The sequence below is a fragment of the Parabacteroides sp. AF14-59 genome, from assembly GCF_003479515.1.
In the GTDB taxonomy this organism is placed as follows: Bacteria; Bacteroidota; Bacteroidia; order Bacteroidales; family Tannerellaceae; genus Parabacteroides; species Parabacteroides faecis.
The window spans coordinates 64,046-83,212 of the sequence record NZ_QUHH01000029.1 but is presented as its reverse complement, the minus strand read 5'-3'; the positions used below and the strand labels follow the sequence as shown (position 1 = coordinate 83,212).

Sequence of the window (19,167 nt, the reverse complement as noted above, 5' to 3'; positions counted from 1 at the left end):
TAACGTATCTTTGGGTTGAAAAATAACATTAGATTTAAAATAACTGTAAGAAATGAAAACACAACTCGTATTATGTATAGGCGGAACTTTGTTGACCGGATTTTCTGCCTGTAAAAAAGAAGCACCGGCGGAGGGGAGGCCTGTGAATGTTATCTATATCCTGGCTGATGACCTGGGCTACGGAGATATAGGCTGTTACGGACAGCAAAAGATCAAGACTCCGAATATCGACAGGATGGCACAGGAAGGTATGTTGTTTACCCAGCATTATGCCGGTTGTACGGTCAGTGCCCCTTCCCGTTGTTCCTTGATGACGGGGTTGCATACCGGCCATTCGCAGATCCGCGGTAATAAAGAGATCAAACCGGAAGGACAGCAACCGATGACTGAAGATACTTATACTTTGGGGAAACTGATGAAATCGGCAGGTTATACGACCGGGATTTTTGGTAAATGGGGACTGGGCTATCCCGGTTCGACCTCTGTTCCGGCAAATATGGGGTTCGATGAGTTTTTCGGTTATAACTGCCAGCGTCAGGCACATTCTTATTATCCGGATCATCTGTGGCATAACAACGACATTGTATCTCTGCACGAGAACGATAATGAAGGAAGAAAGATCTATTCACAGGATTTGATCCATGAACAGGCTTTAAAGTTTATCCGGGATAATAAGGATAAACCTTTCTATGCAATGCTTACTTACACCTTACCGCATGCGGAATTGAATTTGCCGCATGATTCTATTTATCAAATGTATGAAAATGCATTTGAAGAAGTCCCTTATGATGGGAAGATGGGATATCATCCGTCGGAAAAACCTTATGCTTCCTTTGCCGCTATGGTCACGAGACTGGATAAATATGTCGGTGATGTGATGGCAGAGTTGAAAGAACTGGGGCTGGATAAGAATACAATTGTTATTTTTACCAGCGATAATGGTCCTCACAGGGAAGGCGGTGCAAATCCTGATTATTTCCGGAGTTACGGTCCGCTGAAAGGTGTAAAAAGGGATGTTTACGAAGGAGGTATCCGGGTGCCGATGATAGCCTGGGGGCCTGAAATGATCAAAGCTGGCGTGAAAAGTGAGCATATCAGTGCATTTTGGGATGTAATGCCGACCTTGGCAGAGCTGACCGGAGTAACTTTACCGCAGGCTGGCGACGGAATCTCTTTTCTCCCGACCTTATTGTCAAAAGGGGAACAGAAGCAACACGATTATTTATATTGGGAATTTCATGAACTGAATGGGCGCGAAGCTTTACGCAGTGGAAACTGGAAACTGATCCGTCAACCGGTTGTTGGCGAAACCATCCTGGAACTCTATGATTTGAGTTCAGATATCCATGAGGATAATAACCTGTCTCAGCAGAATCCGGAGAAAGTGAAAGAATTGGAAGTGTTAATGGACGGTGCACGTACAGAATCACCATTATTTAATTTCGGAAGATAAAGAACAAACTAAAATACAAATGAGAAAATTAATTGGTTATATTTTATTAAGTCTGATCTGCCTGCCGGTATTGGCCGCTTATCAACCTGAGTTTTCAACAGCCGGTTTCTTCCGGATGAAAAACTCCGGACGTGACGTTTATTCCATGAATCCGGCATGGCGATTTTACAAAGGGGCTGCTGAGGGGGCGGATGCGAAAGAGTTTAATGATAAAGACTGGACAGTCGTATCTTTGCCGCACGGTATTGAATACCTCCCGACAGAGGCAAGCGGTTGCATTAACTATCAGGGGGAAGTGTGGTATCGTAAGCATTTTACACCCGATGTAGCTTTGAAAGGAAAGAAACTTTTCCTGCATTTTGAAGCGATCATGGGGAAAAGTAAAGTCTTCGTAAACGGTAAACTGCTGACGGAACATTTCGGAGGTTACCTGCCGGTCATAGTCGATGTGACGGATGCATTGGACTGGAACGGTGAGAATGTGATTGCCGTATGGACAGACAATAGCGACGATCCGTCCTATCCTCCCGGAAAAGCGCAGGATGTATTGGACTATACCTATTTCGGAGGGATCTACCGTGACTGCTGGCTGGTGTCTCATAATAATATTTTTATAACCGATCCGAATTATGAGGATGAAATAGCCGGAGGAGGTTTGTTTGTCGCTTTCGATAAGGTTTCGGATACATCTGCTGAGGTTTTGCTGCAATTGCAGGTTCGTAATGAGACGAAGAAAGCGTTTACAGGTGTGGTAGAATACGAATTGCAGCAACCGGACGGTAAACAGGTTGCTTTTCTGAATGATAAAGTGAAGATCAAACCGGGCAAAATTGTAACCAGCTCCGATAAACTGTTGGTGCAGCAACCGATGTTATGGACACCCTCTACACCGACCTTATATAACTTATTGGTGCGTGTGCGTGACGAACAAGGGAATGTGATTGACGGTTATCGTCGCCGTATCGGTATCCGTAGTATCGAGTTCAAAGGAAAAGACGGTTTCTGGTTGAACGGTAAACCGTATGAGAAGCCGTTGATCGGAGCGAACCGCCATCAGGACTTTGCCGTTGTCGGCAATGCGGTTGCCAACAGTATTCATTGGCGGGATGCAAAAAAGCTGAAAGATGTCGGCATGGAAGTGATCCGTAATGCCCATTGCCCGCAAGATCCCGCCTTTATGGATGCCTGCGACGAGCTGGGATTGTTCGTGATCGTCAATACGCCGGGTTGGCAATTCTGGAACGATGCACCCGAATTTGCGCAACGTGTCTATAGCGATATCCGTAATCTGGTGCGCCGTGACCGTAACCATGCTTGTGTCTGGTTGTGGGAACCGATCCTGAATGAGACCTGGTATCCGGCTGACTTTGCCAAGAATACTAACGATATCGTACATGCTGAATATCCTTACTCATCCTGCTATTGTGGTAGTGACAGTGAGGCACGTGGTCACGAAGTCTTTCCGGTACTTTTTGCTCATCCTCAGAATGCAGATAAGGAATGGGCGATAAAAGAATTGGATCCGTCGAAAACCTATTTTACCCGCGAATGGGGAGATAATGTGGATGACTGGAATTCGCATAACTCCCCTAGTCGTGTTGCCCGTAACTGGGGGGAACAGGCGATGTTGATACAGGCGCAGCATTATGCTTCACCTTCCTATCCTTATACCAGTTATGATGCGTTGTTTCAGACTTCCCGTCAGCATGTAGGCGGTTGCCTCTGGCATTCGTTCGATCATCAGCGCGGTTATCATCCCGATCCTTTTTACGGAGGTATCATGGATGTGTTCCGTCAGCCCAAGTATTCATACTATATGTTCAAGGCTCAACGTCCGCCTGTTAAAAGCGACCTGATCGCAGAAACCGGGCCGATGGTATTTATTGCCAATGAAATGACTCCGTTCTCAGGTAAAGATGTCGTGGTTTATTCCAACTGTGATGAGGTACGTCTGACCTTTAATAAAGATGGCAAAACATCCACTTATAAGAAAGACAAGGGACGGCAAGGAATGCCGTCGCCGGTAATCACTTTCCCCGGTATGTATGATTTTATGGTAGACAAGGCTCTGTCGAGAGACAGGAAACAGGAGGATGTCTATTTACTGGCAGAAGGTCTGATAGATGGAAAAGTGGTTGCTACCCATAAAGTAACGCCTGCCCGCCGCCCGGAGAAACTGTTGCTCTGGGTAGATAACGAGGGTACGAACCTGGAGGCAAACGGCTCTGATTTTGTAACAGTAGTTGCAGCTATTGCCGATAAACAAGGTAACATTAAGCGTTTGAACAATTATTTCATCAAGTTCCATATCGAAGGTGAAGGGCGTATCTTGGGAAGTGCCGATATTATGGCGAATCCGGCTCCGGTGAAATGGGGGACTGCCCCGGTACTGGTACAGTCTACTTTGAAACCGGGGAAGATCAAAGTGATGGCCAGTGTTCTGATGGAAGGCTCCCAGATGCCGATCAGTGCAGAGCTTGAACTGGAAAGTACTCCGGCTGTTTATCCGTTAGTCTATAATCAATCGGAAGCCGCTCTTATTCCTCTGACTGTAACCGGTAAAACAGATGTACAAGTAAGTAAATCGTCAGCCGAACGTGAAGTAGAACGTCTTCAGAAAGAACTGAATGCCTTGAAACTGAAGGAGGTTGAAAGACAGCAGACCGAATTTGGAGAACAACGGTAGTTCTGTCCATTTATTATTAAGTAAAAGAGTCTTGAATTTCCATAAAAAAATCAAGGCTCTTTTTGTGTGTGTTTATATTTGAACTTACATTTTGTAGGGTTTATTTGCTTGTATAATTGTCATTTGGACCTATTTTCTTAATAAAATAGTGCAATTTATCAAATGTTTACTTTATTTTTGTGGCTTTAGTTCAGGGAGATTGAGTGAATGTTTATGAATTTAGCACAAATTTAGGATTATGAGGAAAGGAGTCAGGAGTTTATTGTGCACACCCCTGAATCGTTATTGTTGTTGTTTGTTATTGGGAGTATTATCTCAGAATACGTTTGCGACAACAACTGCTGAAAAGGATGCTTTTTATTCTGTCTGGCAGAAAATAACGGTTTCAGGAACAGTGGTGGATGAGAGTGGATTGCCTGTTATTGGTGCAACAATTGTTGCAGAAAAGGTAGAAGGGGGTACGATTACCGATGATAACGGCAGATTTGATCTGGCTATTCCCGAGGGAGTGAAGAAAGTAAAACTGAGAATCAGTTTTATAGGTATGACAACACAAGAGGTTACGGTTACAGCCGGTATGCCGGTTACTATTACTTTGCGCGAAGATGTAACGATGCTGTCTGATGTTGTTGTTATTGGCTACGGAACGGAGAAAAAGAAAAATATAGCGGGTGCCGTATCCAATATTACCAGCGAGGAACTGACCAAGACTTCGGTTGAAAGTGTCCAGAAAGCACTTCAGGGAAAAGTGTCCGGTGTTCAGATTATTACGGCGAACGGAACACCCGGTGGTGCTGTATCGGTAAATATCCGCGGACGAAGTACATTCAGTGGGGGGACAGCTCCTTTATACATTATCGATGGGGTTCAGATGGTGACGGGAGACCAGTCGACCGGTATTGTAAAAAGTACGGATGTGCTTTCGACTTTGAATCCGGATGAAATCGAATCGATCGATATACTGAAAGACGGTGCTTCTGCTTCTATCTACGGAGCGCAGGCCGCCAATGGTGTTGTTTTGATTACGACCAAGAAAGGAAAGGAAGGAAAAACTAAGATATCGGTCAAATTATCAGGCGGTATGCAGAAGATCAGCAATAAACTGGATCTACTGACGGCTTCGCAGGTGGCAGAACTGGATTTGCTGGCGATGAAGAATCGTTATGGGGAAACCAGTTCCGAATATCTGGGACGATTGAGTCAGTATCAGGGTTTTGGCTGGGGAGACGATGGTTTCTCGAAGGCTCAGACGACAGACTGGTATGATATGATTTACCGTACGGCTTATACTTCGGATGCCCAGATCAGTGCAACAGGGGGAACGGCTAAAACAAAATATTTTCTTTCTGCTGCTTATAATAAGACGGATGGAATTGTAAAAGAAACCGGATTTCAGCGCGGTGCTTTCCGTGTGAATCTGACACAGGAGTTACTGCCCTGGTTGAGTATCTCTACTAATAACAATTACAGTGTGATGGATCAGGATCAGTATAGTGGCGTACGTGCAGCTAACCCAAGCCGTGTTGCTGTGCTGGTACACCCGGCTAACTCGCCTTATGACAAAAATGGTGAGTTTGTACGTGATCTCCCTTATGGTTATTATCAGCATAATTCATTGCAAATGCTGAACCTGAATGAATATAGCGGACGGACAAGCAAGCTGATAACTGCAAACTCGCTGGATTTTAAAATACTGGAGGGACTGACTTTTAAATCGAGTTATAATGCGGACCTGACAACTATCGAAGAACATAGTTTCATCGATCCCCGTACCCGTGAAGGTGCAAAGGAAAATGGATCGGTTACCTCAATGACCGGTAAACTGATTAATTTCCAGACAGAACAAGTTGCTTCCTATAATAATGTATTTAATGAAATACATCGTATTTCAGCAGTTGCCGGTTTTTCTTACCGTCATGAACAATATAAGCGTCACGGAGCAACCGGAACGGGAGTATCCGATCCTTCATTACATTTGTTGGGAACGACAGCTGTTGCCAAAGAAGTATCCGGAACTTTCTCCGAATGGAAGATGGCCAGTTTATTCGCCCGTGTAAATTATACGTTGAAAGATCGTTATATACTGACCGGAACAATCCGCCGTGATGGCTCTTCCCGCTTCGGTGAAAATAATAAATGGGGAATTTTTCCGTCTGTATCGGCTGCCTGGCGGATCATTGAGGAACCTTTTATGGAACCGGTGAAAAGTTGGTTGAGCGATCTGAAATTACGTGGAAGCTATGGTATTACCGGTAATTCGGACATAGGGGATTATACGGCACGACGTTGGTATTCAAGTGGAGGTGCATATGATAACTCTTCTGCAATCATACCAACCTATATAGGTAACCCTTATCTGACATGGGAAAAGAATCATTCCCGGAATATCGGTATTACTACAGGTTTTCTGGATGACAGGATCACATTGGAAACCGATTTCTATCTGAATGATACGAAAGACCTGCTTTATAACCGTACAATCCCTGCCACAACCGGCTTTACCGTTATCCCGTCCAATATGGGGGGCGTGCGTAATAAAGGAGTTGATATTATGCTGAATACTATAAATGTACGGGCTGGAGGTTTTGAATGGCGTTCTGCACTGAACTTATCGTTTACAAAAAATGAGATAACAGAGTTACAGGATGGTCTGGATGTATTGGGTGACTATAAGGTGGGGCAGTCGATCTCTTCCTTGCCTACTTATCAGTGGGCGGGTGTGAACTCAGCCGACGGACGCCCGATGTATTATGACAAAGACGGGTATATAACTTATGTTCCGAAAGATGAGGATCGTATCTGGACAAAACCGGCTGATCCTACTTTCTATGGAGGATTCAATAATGATTTTACCTGGAAAGGATTTACATTGTCCGTATTTTTCCAGTTCCAGCGTGGTGCTGTCAGTCTTTGGAATGACAAACTGGTACTTGCCTCTTATGAAGGTGATACCAATTTGCTGAGTGATATGTATTATAAACATTGGAGTCAGCCTGGCGATATGACCTGGGTTCCGAAGCCATCTTACCAGAGTGCTTATCCGGGCAATCCGCGCCAGATATCGGAATATTCTACTTTATGTTATGAAAAAACCGATTATATCAAACTGAAGAATGTTAGTCTGAGTTATGACTTTCCGACCAAATGGCTGAAAGGATTGTATATCTCGAACCTGCAATTGTACGTGTCCGGCTATAACTTGTGGACAACAACGACTTATCCCGGACATGATCCTGAATTTACCGGCGGTGATCTGGGTACTTACCCGCAGTCACGTAGCTATACGGTTGGATTGAAGGTTGATTTCTAATGTAAACAGATAATCAGAAAATGAAAAAAGACAGAATATATATAATCTTGGTACTTTCGTGCCTGCTGTTTGTAACAGGGTGCGACAAGATGTTGGAAACGAAATCGCAAACCTTGCTTCCCCAGGATAAATTGCAGACGGAAGCCGGATGCGAAGCCATGTTGTATGGCGTTTATGACCTGATGCAGGAAACGACGTTTTATGGTCGTGACATATTGACTGTACCGGAAGTCCTGGCGGACAACTCCCGTCTTTCTCCGGTTGCTTCCCGTTATAAGGGACAAGCGGATAACCGTATCGGTTCCCATCTTGATATTTGGGTGGAATCATATGAGATAATTGCTTTACTGAATGAAGTGATCGAGTATGCGGAGAAGCTGCCCGAAACTCCGAAAGCAAAAGCGATTTGGGGGGAAGCATTAGCACTTCGCGGATTGACTTATTTTAATCTGGCACGTGTCTATGGACGTGAACCGGGACATCTGGTAGATAATTTCGATTTGTGCGTGCCGTTGATTCTGAAGGCATTTTTCTATGATGGCGGTCCAATGGGCGAAGAAGTGTATCCGGCTCGTGCGACAGTGGCTGAAGTATGGGGGCAGATAGAAAAAGATCTGACCGAGGGTTTTTCTTTGTTGAAAGGAAACGACGACGGTTTGATGCCGAAACGCATGGGTGCGCTGGCTACGCAGGCGATACTTTCCCGTGTGTATCTTTATGAAGGAAAATGGAAAGAGTGTGTAGAAGCATCCGATTATGTAACAACCAATGCTCCGTTTGATCTGTATGGAGGTACCTATACGGATATTTTCTCCAAAGGAGAAGAAACGATATTTTATTTGTACTTTACCAATTCTGAAAACTGGGGTTCAAGTTCATTGCAATCGATCAATGGAATGATGGAATCTGAACTTGACAGTGAAGGATACGATATTGGTAAAGGAGTAGGAGATGCCGACCTGTGTGTTGCTGAAGAGTTAATCGCTCTGTTCGATCAGAAAAATGATCTCCGTTTCAAAGCTTTCCGGAAGGCAAAAATCAATGGGGAAAAAGTTTGGTGGACGAAAAAGTTCAGCGGTTGGCAGGGAGCGTTCGGTTTGGATAATGTGCCTGTTATCCGCTTGTCGGAAGTAGTATTGAACCGGGCAGAAGCACAGGCTGAATTAAAAAAGGATACAGAGGCTTTGGCTGATGTGAACGAACTTCGTACAAAACGCGGACTGGACGCTGTATCCTTTTCCGGAGCAGAACTACTGAATGAAATTTTGTTGCAGCGTCGTCTGGAACTGGCCCAGGAAGGTCATCGTTTCTTCGATCTGAAACGTAGGGGTGAAACAATCTCGAAACCGGCCGGACGTACTCCTGTCTCTTATGAGGATTTCCGAGTAGTGGCACGTATTTCCGAGACGCAAATGGATGCGAACAAGAATCTGGAAAACAACCCGGGATATTAATTAACAAGGAGAATAATATGATGAAAAAATATATTAATTTAATGGGTGGAATATGTTTCCTGGTAATCTTATTCCTCTTTTCCTCTTGTGAGAAAGAAGATCGTACCTATCAGGGCCCCCTCTTTTATGAATTTAATCCGTCCGAATGCGGGCAGTCGGTTTTGTCTAATATATTTGTAAAGGAAGCCGGCAAGAATGGGGAGGATCGGTTGTGTGTTCAATTGATTAAACCGGCTGACGGCGCAGTCCGTGTAAATTTCCGTTTGGCGGACCAGCTTTTTTATATCAAAAGCACGACCGAATATCTGACGGAATTACCTGACGGATATACTTCTGATCAGTATATTGTTTATACCGGAACAACCACTTACGGGAAAGATTTTGAATTTGGTACCGGAAGTAATATCGAATATGATGCTAAATATCAGACTGGAACGATTACAATTCCTGCCGGAGAAATGTTCGGGTATATCCCTTTGAATATTCTCCAGCGGAAAGGTGGTTCTGCCTATATTATTCTGGAAGATTCAGAGGATGCGCGTGCCAATCGTCCGACTTCGATTCTGAACCTGAAGTTGACTGCTGAAAAAACATTCTATTTCGAAGAGTCGCTGACCAAAGAACTCCCGTCGACCTGGAGCTTACTGGACAAAGATGGTGACGGACTGGGCTGGTATTATTATGCTAAATGGGGACTGGTTATTTCCGATTCATATGATTATGATACAGAGAGTGCGCTGAGTCCGGAAAATTATCTGATCACTCCGGCTATTGCTATTCCGGCCGATGCTACTGCTCCCGAACTAATGTTCGATCTGGCAGCTTCTGCAACGAATGCTTATCAGGAAAAATATAAGATCATTGCATCTGAATCACCTCTTACACTTGATAATTGCCGGGATGCGGATGTGTTACGTGATTATACGGAATTGACTTCTGCCTATAGTAAACAAACCTTCCAGACAGAACATATCGATCTTTCGAAATATGTGGGTAAAACGATCTATATCGGCTTTGTTCATGGCGATTGTGTGGATATGGAATCGCTGATACTAAAGAATGTTGTAGTTTACGGATATTAAAAAGAAAGAATATGAAAAGATTATCTATATGGGCCGGTATACTCTTTATTCTGTCTGCATTGTTTTCCGGGTGTAGCGATGACGATCAGGCCTTACCGCTTCAATTGCGTACATCTGTAGTAACTGATATTACAGAGACTTCGGCCACGCTGGGAGGTAAGGTGGAAGGTGTACTGGATGGAGTTACGGAAACCGGTATCTGCTGGTCTGTACAACCCGAGGCGGAGGTACAGTATGTTCCTTCTTCTTCTGTTTCTGCTGAGTTTACAGTCAGCCTGACCGGACTTCGGTCGGGTACCCGGTATTTTGCCCGTTCTTATGCAAAAAGAGGAAATGAGGTTGTGTTGGGTGATTTACGTAATTTTACTTGTCTGGGGCAGTTGGCGATGGTATTGCCGTTTAACGAACGTTTCCGTGGAGACGTCTTTCCACCGCAGTACTGGAATATCATCGATAAAGATGGTGACGGCTATAACTGGGAAGCTTATAACAATCGCTTTTTTGCTGCTTTGTCTGATTCGTACCGTAGTAAACAGGACCTGACGCCGGAGAACTATCTGGTAACTCCCAAGATAACGGTTAGTGCCGGTAAACCGGTCCTTAAATGGTCGGTTGGAGTAATGGACGATGAGTTTTATATGGAACATTATAAAGTAGTGATTTCTGAAACTCCGTTTACAGAAGAAAACTGTCAGACTAACGGAACTGTTCTTTTCGAGGAATCACTGCCGGCTGAAGCTTACCGTACACTATTATATCGCAGTGTCAGCCTGGACAGCTATAAAGATAAGGATGTTTATATAGCCTGGGTACATTATAGATCTACCGGTTTGTATTGTATGTATGTCACCGATATACAGATCGAAGGTGAAGGTGCCGCTTTGAATGTTACGATTCCCCAGGTTGTAATGGGTGAATTGGAAAACCTGTCGCGTACCTCTGTCGATGTAAAAGCTGATATACCGGAAGACGGCGGGGCGTCTGTAATACGTAAAGGTTTTTGTTTTGGAACAGCTCCTTCTCCTACGATAGATAACAGGGTGGAGACGGTAGACCCCCATCAGACATTGGCTGTCACATTGAAAGACCTTCAACCCGGAGCAACATATTATGTGCGTGCCTTTGCCGAAAACAGTGCAGGGATGAGTTATTCGGAAGAACAGAAATTCTCTACTCCGGAAGTTATTATGACGACTTTGCTGAATGAACCGTTGACAGGTGAAGTTCCGGCTTCGTGGACTGTGATTGATAAGGATGGAGATGGGCATGGATGGGAGTATTATGAAGGTTACGGAACTGTATGTTCTGATTCTTATCTGTCGGCAGAAGGCGCTCTGACACCGGAAAACTATCTGGTAACCCCCGCCATATCCATTCCGGAAGATGCAAACAGTGCGGATATCTCTTTCGAGATGGCCGCATCTGCTAAAAACGCATATAAGGAAAAATATAAACTCGTTGTATCTTTGCAGCCGATCACTATCGATAATTGCCGGGATGCGGAGACTTTAAAGGAGTATACAGAACTGACCGAAGAGTATAAACAGAAAAACTTTGTTAATCAGACAATCGATCTTTCTGCTTACATCGGTAAAACGGTTTATATCGGGTTCGTTCATGGCGATTGTACGGATATGGAATCTCTGTTGCTGAAAAACGTAATAATAAACAGTTATGAATAACAAAATACATCCGGATTTGCAACGTCTGTTTCTCGATTTGATTCAGATCGATGCTGTTTCCGGTAAAGAACAACCTGTGGCCGATTTTATCCGGTCGGTCACAGCTTCCTTGGGTTTTCCTGCACAGGAAGACGGAGCAGCATCCCTTTCCGGAGGAAACAGCGGGAATATCATTGTACCAGTAAACGGGGGAGGTGATTTCCTCTTGATGGCACATATGGATACCCCCCGTTCTACCAAAGGGGTAAAGCCACAGATACTGGCTGACCGGATAACTTCGGACGGTACGACGATTTTAGGCGTGGATGACCGGGGAGGAATATCAGTTATTCTCTGGGCATTGAGACAGGCTGTAGAGCAAAAGAAAGCAATAAAACCTTGTACTCTGCTTTTCAGCGTATGCGAAGAAACGACTTTGGCCGGTTCGATGTTTTATCAACCATCGGCACAAATGACACATGGTTTTGTTTTCGATTCACATCTTTCTCCCGGTAAATTTGTATCGGAAACCTGTGGTGCTATCGCTTTCAAAATGAAGGTGAAAGGACGTGCTTCACATGCCGGTGTTGCTCCTGAAAAGGGAGTGAATGCCATACAGATAGCAGCCGAGGGAATGCGAAATTTCCCTTTTGGCAGGATCGATGCCTGTACTACTGCCAACATCGGTATTATCGGAGGTGGGACAGCAACCAATGTGGTGCCTGATACAGTAGAGCTTGAGGGTGAGATTCGTACCGATTATCTGGATCAGGGTGAGCAGATGATGCAAGCTGTTATTGCTGATTTTGAGGCTGCTGCAATCCGGTTGAACGGGAGTGTGGAGTGTGCCTGGCACTGGGATTTCAAACCTTACCGTGTTTCTCCTGATAATACGCCTTATAAACGTATGGAAGCATTATGCCGCCATCTTTCTCTGGAAATGGAAGGTGTAAAGTCGATGGGAGGTAGCGATGCTAATAACATGAATGCAAAAGGACTGCCGACGATCAATCTGGGAGTCGGGGCACAGAACCCACATGGGACAGATGAGTTTATCCTTTATGATGACTTACAGATGTCTGCGGATATGGCTTTGGCATTATTGACGGAAATATAGAAAAAGATGAACCGGTTTTCCGATGACTGGAATAACGTTGTTCCGATGATTGGAAGTGTACTGTTCCACTCGATGGAAGAGCGTTATTCCGGCTATCGGAAGAGTACTGTTCCGGTGAGTGGAATAAACAAGTATAAATAAGATAATGATGAAAAAATACAGATATATAATGTTTTTACTGTTGGCGGTTTTTGTGGCCACCAGTTGTTTTAGCGAAGATAAACAGGCTGAGAATGATGAAGAAACGCCTGAACTGAAAGAAGGTCATCTCTTTATTATTGGAGGTGGTGACCGTCCTGATTCTCTGATGACCCAATATCTGGCATTGGGAGGCGGCAGTAAGGCACGTGTGCTGATTGTACCCTTCGCCAGTAGTGATATCGAAGATACGGGTAGTTACCAGCAGGAACAGTTTGCCCGTTTGGGATGTGCCTCTTCGGAGTATGTCAATAACCCGAAGAAACTGATCGACTCGGAAGAAAGTCTGGCGAAGCTGGATGGCGTAACGGCTGTATTCTTTTCCGGGGGCGACCAGAACCGGTTGACGGATTATCTGCAGGGTACAAAGTTCCTTACAAAGATTCGTGAAATCTATAAAAATGGTGGCGTGATTGGCGGAACCAGTGCCGGTGCGGCTGTAATGAGTAAAATCATGCTGACCGGTGAGGAAGAGAATGTTCCTGATAAATATAAGGGTGACTTTTCTTATATCAAACAAGGAAATGTACAGACGGCGGAAGGTTTTGGATTTATTGATTCGGCAATCATTGACCAGCATTTCATCATCCGCAAGCGACAGAACCGTCTGATCAGCCTGGTGCTTGAACGTCGGATGAAAGGTGTCGGCATTGATGAGGCAACGGCCATTATTGTCAAACCGGACGGTTCATTCCGTGTAGCCGGACAAAGCCAGGTGATGGTATTTGAACCGGAAGCGCAGCCGACAATCAGTCCGACCGGCTATCTGAAAACAAATTCATTGAATGTCCGGATATTGACAGCCGGCGATACCTATCAACTTTGATCCGAAAGAACGAATGAAACTGAATAAGATTCCGCATACTTATACAATTATATCTGTTGTAATCCTGATATGTGCCGCCCTTTCATGGATTATTCCTGCCGGCGAATATTCCCGGGAAATACGGGTGGTCAACGGTACGGAACGTACGGTTATTGTAGATAACTCCTTTCATGCAGTCGATCCCGCTCCGCAGAGCTGGCAGGTTTTCGGCGTGTTACTGGAAGGATTCGAGAAACAGGCTGGTATTATAGCATTCCTACTGATTATCGGGGGAGCTTTTCAGATTATGAACAGTAGCCGGGCAATCGATACCGGGATACTATCTTTTTTACGGAGTTCGCGTAAAGTGGAGAAATATGGGCTGTTTCGTATGGTCGGAGTGAATAATGTGGTGATATCCTTGATTATAATCCTGTTCAGTTTGTTCGGAGCCGTATTCGGCATGAGTGAGGAGACGCTTGCATTTGTCATAATTATTGTGCCGCTTGCCATTTCGATGGGATATGATTCTATTACGGGACTTTGTATGGTCTATGTGGCAGCACATGTGGGGTTTTCGGGAGCAATCCTGAATCCGTTTACAATCGGTATAGCACAGGGATTGTCGGACTTGCCGCTGTTTTCCGGTTTCGGTTACCGGTTGTTTTGCTGGGTGGTGCTCACTTCCATTCTGATCTTTATCGTTCTTCGTTATGCAGCCAGGGTGAAAAAGAACCCGAAATTGTCTCCTATGTATGAGGCGGATGCTTACTGGAGGGAGAAAGGTGAAGTTTCTTCCGAAGAGGTACCGGAGGAAAAGACAACCCGTTCGGCCTGGATTGTCTACTTGTTATTATTACTTTCATTGATCGGCTTTTCGATATATTATCCTTCTACCACCTTTGAAGTCGGAGAGAGTGCTGTTAGTTTTCCGGCAGTACCGGTGTTTACCGCCCTTTTTGCTTTGACCGGCTGGTTGGGACTGCGCAAATCGAATCAGTTCTTTATTTTGAATCTGCTTGGTTATACCATTGTCTTTCTGGTAGTAGGTGTGATGGGGTATGGATGGTATCTGATGGAAATATCCGCAATTTTCCTGGCAATGGGACTTCTATCCGGATTTGCCAATAACGAGGGAGCTGACGGGATCATTAGCCAGTTTCTTACCGGAGCCAAAGATATGCTTTCGGCTGCCCTGGTAGTCGGGCTGGCAGGTGGAATTATCCAGATTTTGCAGGATGGGCATATTATCGATCCGATCCTGCATAGTATGGCGGCTTTGATGGGGGAGGCCGGAAAGATTGCTTCTCTGGGTGTTATGTATCTGATCCAGACAACGATCAATATTATTATTCCTTCAGGTTCGGCGAAGGCGGCATTGACTATGCCGATTATGGCACCATTCTCGGATGTGATCGGTATTTCCCGTCAGGCAACAGTGCTGGCATTTCAGTTCGGTGACGGGTTTACCAATATGATCACACCTACTTCCGGTGTTTTGATGGGGGCGCTTGGTTTGGCTCGCATCCCTTATGAAATATGGGTGAAGTGGTTCTTCCGTATTCTTATACTGTTTATTTTGCTGGGAATGTTATTGTTAATTCCTACAGTTTTGATACCTTTGGATGGATTCTAATCACTTATTCTAAAATACTGCGATATGAAAAAAAGCTTTTTAGGGCTGTTAGCCTGCCTGGGCATGATGATTGCCTTACCGTGTTGCGAACCGTCGCCTGCCGAATGGAAATTAGTTTGGGAAGATAATTTCGACCAGGCTGATAGTTTTGATCCTGCCTCCTGGAGTAAGATTCCCCGGGGTACATCCGACTGGAATAATTATATGTCTGACTTCGATTCCTGTTATGCGATGCGTGACGGTAAGTTGGTATTGCGAGGACTGGTCAATTATAGCCTGCCGACCGATACGGCACCGTATGTGACCGGTGGCGTTTATACAAAAGATAAGGTCGGATTCAATAACGGCCGCCTCGAAATCCATGCCAAACTGAATGGAGCGACCGGTGCCTGGCCTGCTTTCTGGTTATTGCCGCAGGATGCCAAATGGCCCGGAGGTGGTGAGATCGATATCATGGAACGTCTGAATAATGATAGTATCGCTTATCAGACAGTTCATTCTCATTATACATTTAATCTGGGGATCAAAGACAATCCCAAACAAGGAAGTACCGGCGTTATCGACCCGAATGATTTCAATACCTACACGGTAGAAATGTATGCGGACAGCCTGGTGTTTTTTATCAATGATACCCGTACATTCGCTTATCCGCGGATTGAGACAGACAAGGAGGGACAGTATCCGTTCAATGACAGTCAGTTCTATTTGTTGTTGGATATGCAGCTTGGCGGAAGTTGGGTTGGTGCCGTTGATTCGGAAGACTTGCCGGTAGAAATGGAGATAGATTGGGTCCGTTTCTATCAAAAGCAGTGAAAATTTTTAGTTAATTATTTGGCGTAAGACAACAGTATTGTTGTATAAAAAGTTTACCTTTAGTGCGCAAATAATATTTAAATGTATAAAATTTTACTGTAATGATTGGATCTATTATTCAATTGGCATTGAGTGTACTGATGATTGTCAGTATGTGGAAGATTTTTGAAACTTTCGGCCAAAAGGGATGGGCTTGCATCATTCCGTTCTACAACATCATCGTGATGTTGCGTATTGTAAAATGGGAACCGGTTAAATTCTGGTTTTTCCTGATTCCTATTTATAACATTTATCTCTCCTTTCTGCTGTATAGAGATATAGCTGCAAAGTATGGTAAAGGTGACAATGCGTACGCTGTAGGTTTACTTTTGTTACCGTTTATTTTCTTCCCATTACTGGCGTTCAAAGAAACTCCGATTGCGGAAACTGTAGAGTAAAGAAGTATTTGAGGGTACAGAAAAGCCTTTCGTCTCGGATGAAAGGCTTTTTTTATATTCTTATATCTGTATAAAAGAATAAATCGCCGTTGTTAAATAAAACATCGTATCTTTGGCGTTTGTTATACGACTAAAGATACAATTGCTATGTTAGATATACAGTCTATCCGGAAAGATTTTCCAATACTGGAACATAAAATATACGATAAGCCGCTCATTTACTTCGATAACGGTGCTACTACGCAAAAGCCTCGCCAGGTAGTGGAAAAGATTGAAAGCGGTTATTATAATGTAAATGCCAACATTCACCGCGGGGTACATTTTTTGAGCCAGGCGGCAACCGAAGCACATGAAGATGCACGTAAAACCGTCCAGTCTTTCCTGAACGCACGTTCATCCAACGAGATCATTTTCACACGTGGTACAACAGAAGCGATCAACCTGATAGCTTCCAGTTTTACTGATGAATGTATGTCGGCAGGCGATGAAGTGATCGTTTCGGTAATGGAGCATCATTCCAATATCGTACCCTGGCAGATACAGGCGGCACGCAAAGGAATTGTATTGAAGGTCATTCCGATGAATGAAAAGGGAGAACTGGATATGGAAGCATTCCGTGGGTTATTCTCTGAACGTACGAGGTTGGTTTCCGTTACACATGTGTCGAATGTGCTGGGGACTATTAATCCAGTGAAAGAGATCATCGAAGAAGCACATAACCATGAGGTTCCGGTATTGATCGACGGGGCGCAGGCCGTTCCTCATCTGACAGTCGATGTGCAGGACCTGGATGCTGAGTTTTATGTTTTTTCCGGACATAAGGTGTATGGTCCGACAGGCATCGGTGTATTATACGGAAAAGAAGAATGGCTGGATAAATTACCTCCTTACCAGGGTGGTGGCGAGATGATTGCGACTGTCTCGTTCGAGAAGACTGTTTTTAATGAATTACCGTTTAAGTTCGAAGCCGGTACACCCGATTATATCGGTAGTACAGCATTGGCGGAAGCCTTACGTTATGTGAATCGGCTGGGCATGCAGAATATTGCAGCTTATGAGGACGAGTTATTGCGCTATGCAACTGAAAAGTTGAACAATATAGATGGTATGCGTATTTTCGGCCAGGCGGATCATAAAGGAGCTGTCCTGTCTTTTCTGGTGGGAAATATTCATCATTATGATATGGGGATGTTGTTAGATCGTTTGGGGATCGCTGTCCGTACCGGGCATCATTGTGCACAGCCTTTGATGCAGGCATTGGGGATTGAAGGTACTGTACGTGCTTCTTTCTCTTTCTATAATACGAAAGAAGAAATCGATACTTTTGCCGCCGGGATAGAACGTGTTAGAAAAATGTTTTGATCAGTAGCTTATGTTGTATTATCTGAAAAAATATCCGATATCTCTGACAATCATTCTGGTTGTTATTTACTTGTCATTTTTTAAACCTCCCTCTGTGGAGATCGGAAAGATTCCGGGAATAGATAAGGTGGCTCATATCTGTATGTATGCCGGATTATCGGGAATGCTGTGGATTGAGTTTTTGCGTAACCACCGGAAATATGACGAGGTGCTGTGGCATGCCTGGATAGGAGCCGTACTTTGTCCGGTCCTGATGAGTGGGGCGATCGAGTTGTTGCAGGAATATTGTACCTCCTATCGGGGGGGCGACTGGTTCGATTTTCTGGCAAACATAACAGGAGTAGCGTTGGCTACCTTGTTCTCTTATTTCGTATTGCGTCCCTGGATGATGAGAAAGAAGATAATAGAATGATAACAAACTTACATGTCAGACTTTATGTTGTTACCTTATTTAGAAGCGAACCGGATAGAAGCCGGTTGTGATGAAGCGGGACGCGGATGTCTTGCCGGATCCGTTTTTGCTGCTGCGGTTATTCTTCCTCCTGATTTTAAGAACGATGATTTGAATGACAGCAAACAACTCAGTGAAAAGAAGCGTTACGCCCTGCGTCCGATAATAGAACGGGAAGCAATTGCCTGGGCTGTAGGTATTGTGACTCCGGAGGAGATTGATAAAATAAATATACTGAAAGCTTCTTTCCTTGCTATGCATCGTGCCATCGACCAGTTGACGGTAAGACCGGAACATCTGCTGATAGACGGAAATCGTTTTACTCCCTATCGGGATATAAAACATACGACGGTTGTAAAGGGGGATGGGAAGTACCTGAGTATTGCTGCCGCTTCCATCCTGGCTAAAACGTATCGTGACGATTATATGGATGAACTGGCTAAAGAATATCCGGATTACCATTGGACTGAAAATAAAGGTTATCCGACTAAAGCCCATCGCGAAGCGATCCGTGCAGTCGGTATCACTCCTTATCATCGTAAAACCTTCACATTATTACCGGAACAACTAACATTGGATTTTTAGACTTTTATCTTCATTCTTCATTTCTTGGTCTGTAGGCTTTGTTTGTTAATCTTTTTCTAGGTGAATGATTAGCTGTTCGGGTGGGCAGTCTGGATTTGTCGTTCACTGAAAAACACT

The 19,167-nt window shown here is 44.4% G+C and carries 15 protein-coding genes; all 15 read left to right on the top strand.

Annotated features, from left to right (window positions below; all coding sequences use genetic code 11):
* Nucleotides 1-52 precede the first annotated feature (52 nt).
* The 15 genes from DWW23_RS22770 (at nt 53) to DWW23_RS22705 (ending at nt 19,050) form a co-directional block, all read left to right on the top strand.
* Nucleotides 53-1,453, top strand: a complete 1,401-nt coding sequence (locus tag DWW23_RS22770) for an arylsulfatase (protein WP_122356501.1) — start codon at nt 53-55, stop codon at nt 1,451-1,453.
* A gap of 19 nt (nt 1,454-1,472) precedes the next feature.
* Entirely contained in the window at nt 1,473-4,139 is a 2,667-nt protein-coding gene (locus DWW23_RS22765; RefSeq protein ID WP_122356499.1) for a glycoside hydrolase family 2 TIM barrel-domain containing protein, read from the top strand.
* Nucleotides 4,140-4,377: 238 nt separating this feature from the next.
* Nucleotides 4,378-7,449 (top strand): TonB-dependent receptor, encoded by a 3,072-nt coding sequence (locus DWW23_RS22760; protein WP_122356497.1) that lies wholly within the window; start codon nt 4,378-4,380, stop codon nt 7,447-7,449.
* Between the two features lie 20 nt (nt 7,450-7,469).
* The gene (locus tag DWW23_RS22755) at nt 7,470-8,903 is read left to right on the top strand and encodes a RagB/SusD family nutrient uptake outer membrane protein (RefSeq protein WP_122356495.1); all 1,434 of its coding nucleotides are present in this window, start codon (nt 7,470-7,472) and stop codon (nt 8,901-8,903) included.
* A gap of 17 nt (nt 8,904-8,920) precedes the next feature.
* The gene (locus DWW23_RS22750) at nt 8,921-9,985 is read left to right on the top strand and encodes a choice-of-anchor J domain-containing protein (protein WP_122356493.1); all 1,065 of its coding nucleotides are present in this window, start codon (nt 8,921-8,923) and stop codon (nt 9,983-9,985) included.
* Between the two features lie 11 nt (nt 9,986-9,996).
* Nucleotides 9,997-11,667, top strand: coding sequence for a choice-of-anchor J domain-containing protein (locus DWW23_RS22745; protein ID WP_122356491.1), 1,671 nt, complete (start codon nt 9,997-9,999; stop codon nt 11,665-11,667).
* Nucleotides 11,660-12,763 carry a M20/M25/M40 family metallo-hydrolase gene (locus DWW23_RS22740; RefSeq protein ID WP_122356489.1) on the top strand — a complete coding sequence of 368 codons (1,104 nt, stop codon included), beginning with the start codon at nt 11,660-11,662 and terminating at the stop codon, nt 12,761-12,763. Before DWW23_RS22745 ends, DWW23_RS22740 begins: the two co-directional genes overlap by 8 nt.
* A gap of 6 nt (nt 12,764-12,769) precedes the next feature.
* Nucleotides 12,770-12,904, top strand: a complete 135-nt coding sequence (locus DWW23_RS26970) for a hypothetical protein (protein ID WP_255419623.1) — start codon at nt 12,770-12,772, stop codon at nt 12,902-12,904.
* A gap of 7 nt (nt 12,905-12,911) precedes the next feature.
* Nucleotides 12,912-13,787 carry a cyanophycinase gene (locus DWW23_RS22735; RefSeq protein WP_158583232.1) on the top strand — a complete coding sequence of 292 codons (876 nt, stop codon included), beginning with the start codon at nt 12,912-12,914 and terminating at the stop codon, nt 13,785-13,787.
* A gap of 13 nt (nt 13,788-13,800) precedes the next feature.
* A complete protein-coding gene (locus tag DWW23_RS22730; protein WP_122356485.1) occupies nt 13,801-15,402 on the top strand; it encodes a YfcC family protein in 1,602 nt (533 codons plus the stop codon).
* A 24-nt stretch (nt 15,403-15,426) separates the two neighbouring features.
* On the top strand, nt 15,427-16,215 hold the full coding sequence (locus tag DWW23_RS22725) for a glycoside hydrolase family 16 protein (protein ID WP_122356483.1): 789 nt from the start codon (nt 15,427-15,429) through the stop codon (nt 16,213-16,215).
* Nucleotides 16,216-16,316: 101 nt separating this feature from the next.
* Nucleotides 16,317-16,652 carry a DUF5684 domain-containing protein gene (locus DWW23_RS22720; protein ID WP_122356481.1) on the top strand — a complete coding sequence of 112 codons (336 nt, stop codon included), beginning with the start codon at nt 16,317-16,319 and terminating at the stop codon, nt 16,650-16,652.
* A 147-nt stretch (nt 16,653-16,799) separates the two neighbouring features.
* Complete coding sequence (locus tag DWW23_RS22715) at nt 16,800-18,014, top strand: aminotransferase class V-fold PLP-dependent enzyme (RefSeq protein WP_122356479.1); 1,215 nt, start codon at nt 16,800-16,802, stop codon at nt 18,012-18,014.
* A gap of 10 nt (nt 18,015-18,024) precedes the next feature.
* Nucleotides 18,025-18,426 (top strand): VanZ family protein, encoded by a 402-nt coding sequence (locus DWW23_RS22710; protein ID WP_122356477.1) that lies wholly within the window; start codon nt 18,025-18,027, stop codon nt 18,424-18,426.
* Nucleotides 18,427-18,450: 24 nt separating this feature from the next.
* Complete coding sequence (locus tag DWW23_RS22705; protein WP_122356529.1) at nt 18,451-19,050, top strand: ribonuclease HII; 600 nt, start codon at nt 18,451-18,453, stop codon at nt 19,048-19,050.
* Nucleotides 19,051-19,167 lie beyond the last annotated feature (117 nt).

Coding starts and splice junctions, on each gene's coding strand:
- DWW23_RS22710 (WP_122356477.1), top strand. CDS start 18,025: ATGTTGTATTATCTGAAAAAATATCCGATATCTCTGACAATCATTCTG.
- DWW23_RS22765 (WP_122356499.1), top strand. CDS start 1,473: ATGAGAAAATTAATTGGTTATATTTTATTAAGTCTGATCTGCCTGCCG.
- DWW23_RS22745 (WP_122356491.1), top strand. CDS start 9,997: ATGAAAAGATTATCTATATGGGCCGGTATACTCTTTATTCTGTCTGCA.
- DWW23_RS22720 (WP_122356481.1), top strand. CDS start 16,317: ATGATTGGATCTATTATTCAATTGGCATTGAGTGTACTGATGATTGTC.
- DWW23_RS22725 (WP_122356483.1), top strand. CDS start 15,427: ATGAAAAAAAGCTTTTTAGGGCTGTTAGCCTGCCTGGGCATGATGATT.
- DWW23_RS22705 (WP_122356529.1), top strand. CDS start 18,451: ATGTTGTTACCTTATTTAGAAGCGAACCGGATAGAAGCCGGTTGTGAT.
- DWW23_RS26970 (WP_255419623.1), top strand. CDS start 12,770: ATGAACCGGTTTTCCGATGACTGGAATAACGTTGTTCCGATGATTGGA.
- DWW23_RS22735 (WP_158583232.1), top strand. CDS start 12,912: ATGAAAAAATACAGATATATAATGTTTTTACTGTTGGCGGTTTTTGTG.
- DWW23_RS22760 (WP_122356497.1), top strand. CDS start 4,378: ATGAGGAAAGGAGTCAGGAGTTTATTGTGCACACCCCTGAATCGTTAT.
- DWW23_RS22730 (WP_122356485.1), top strand. CDS start 13,801: ATGAAACTGAATAAGATTCCGCATACTTATACAATTATATCTGTTGTA.
- DWW23_RS22715 (WP_122356479.1), top strand. CDS start 16,800: ATGTTAGATATACAGTCTATCCGGAAAGATTTTCCAATACTGGAACAT.
- DWW23_RS22770 (WP_122356501.1), top strand. CDS start 53: ATGAAAACACAACTCGTATTATGTATAGGCGGAACTTTGTTGACCGGA.
- DWW23_RS22740 (WP_122356489.1), top strand. CDS start 11,660: ATGAATAACAAAATACATCCGGATTTGCAACGTCTGTTTCTCGATTTG.
- DWW23_RS22755 (WP_122356495.1), top strand. CDS start 7,470: ATGAAAAAAGACAGAATATATATAATCTTGGTACTTTCGTGCCTGCTG.
- DWW23_RS22750 (WP_122356493.1), top strand. CDS start 8,921: ATGATGAAAAAATATATTAATTTAATGGGTGGAATATGTTTCCTGGTA.